Here is a 249-nt window from a genome sequence, read left to right as displayed (position 1 = left end):
GAGATCAGAACCCTTGGCGACCACGCGGTAACCGGTTCCGACGATTTCCATCGCCTTGGTGTACCCGTTGGTGACGCCCTCGATCATATTCGCGACGAGGGTGCGGGTCAGGCCGTGCAGCGAACGCGATTCGCGCTCGTCATTGGGCCGGGTCACCAGAACCGTATTGTCATCAACATTCACCGCGATCGGCTCGGCCACGGAGAGCGCGAGCTGACCTTTGGGGCCCTTGACGGTGACGTCCTGGCC

General features: G+C 62.7%; 1 protein-coding gene. It reads right to left on the bottom strand.

Features of this window, described 5'->3' with window-relative positions:
- A partial coding sequence (locus tag QP415_RS12460; protein ID WP_285100279.1) for a 50S ribosomal protein L6 occupies positions 1-249 on the bottom strand: 249 nt, incomplete at both ends.

It is taken from the genome of Pauljensenia sp. UMB3104, from assembly GCF_030217285.1.
Classification (GTDB): Bacteria; Actinomycetota; Actinomycetes; order Actinomycetales; family Actinomycetaceae; genus Pauljensenia.
This window is presented reverse-complemented; position numbering and strand designations above follow the sequence as displayed.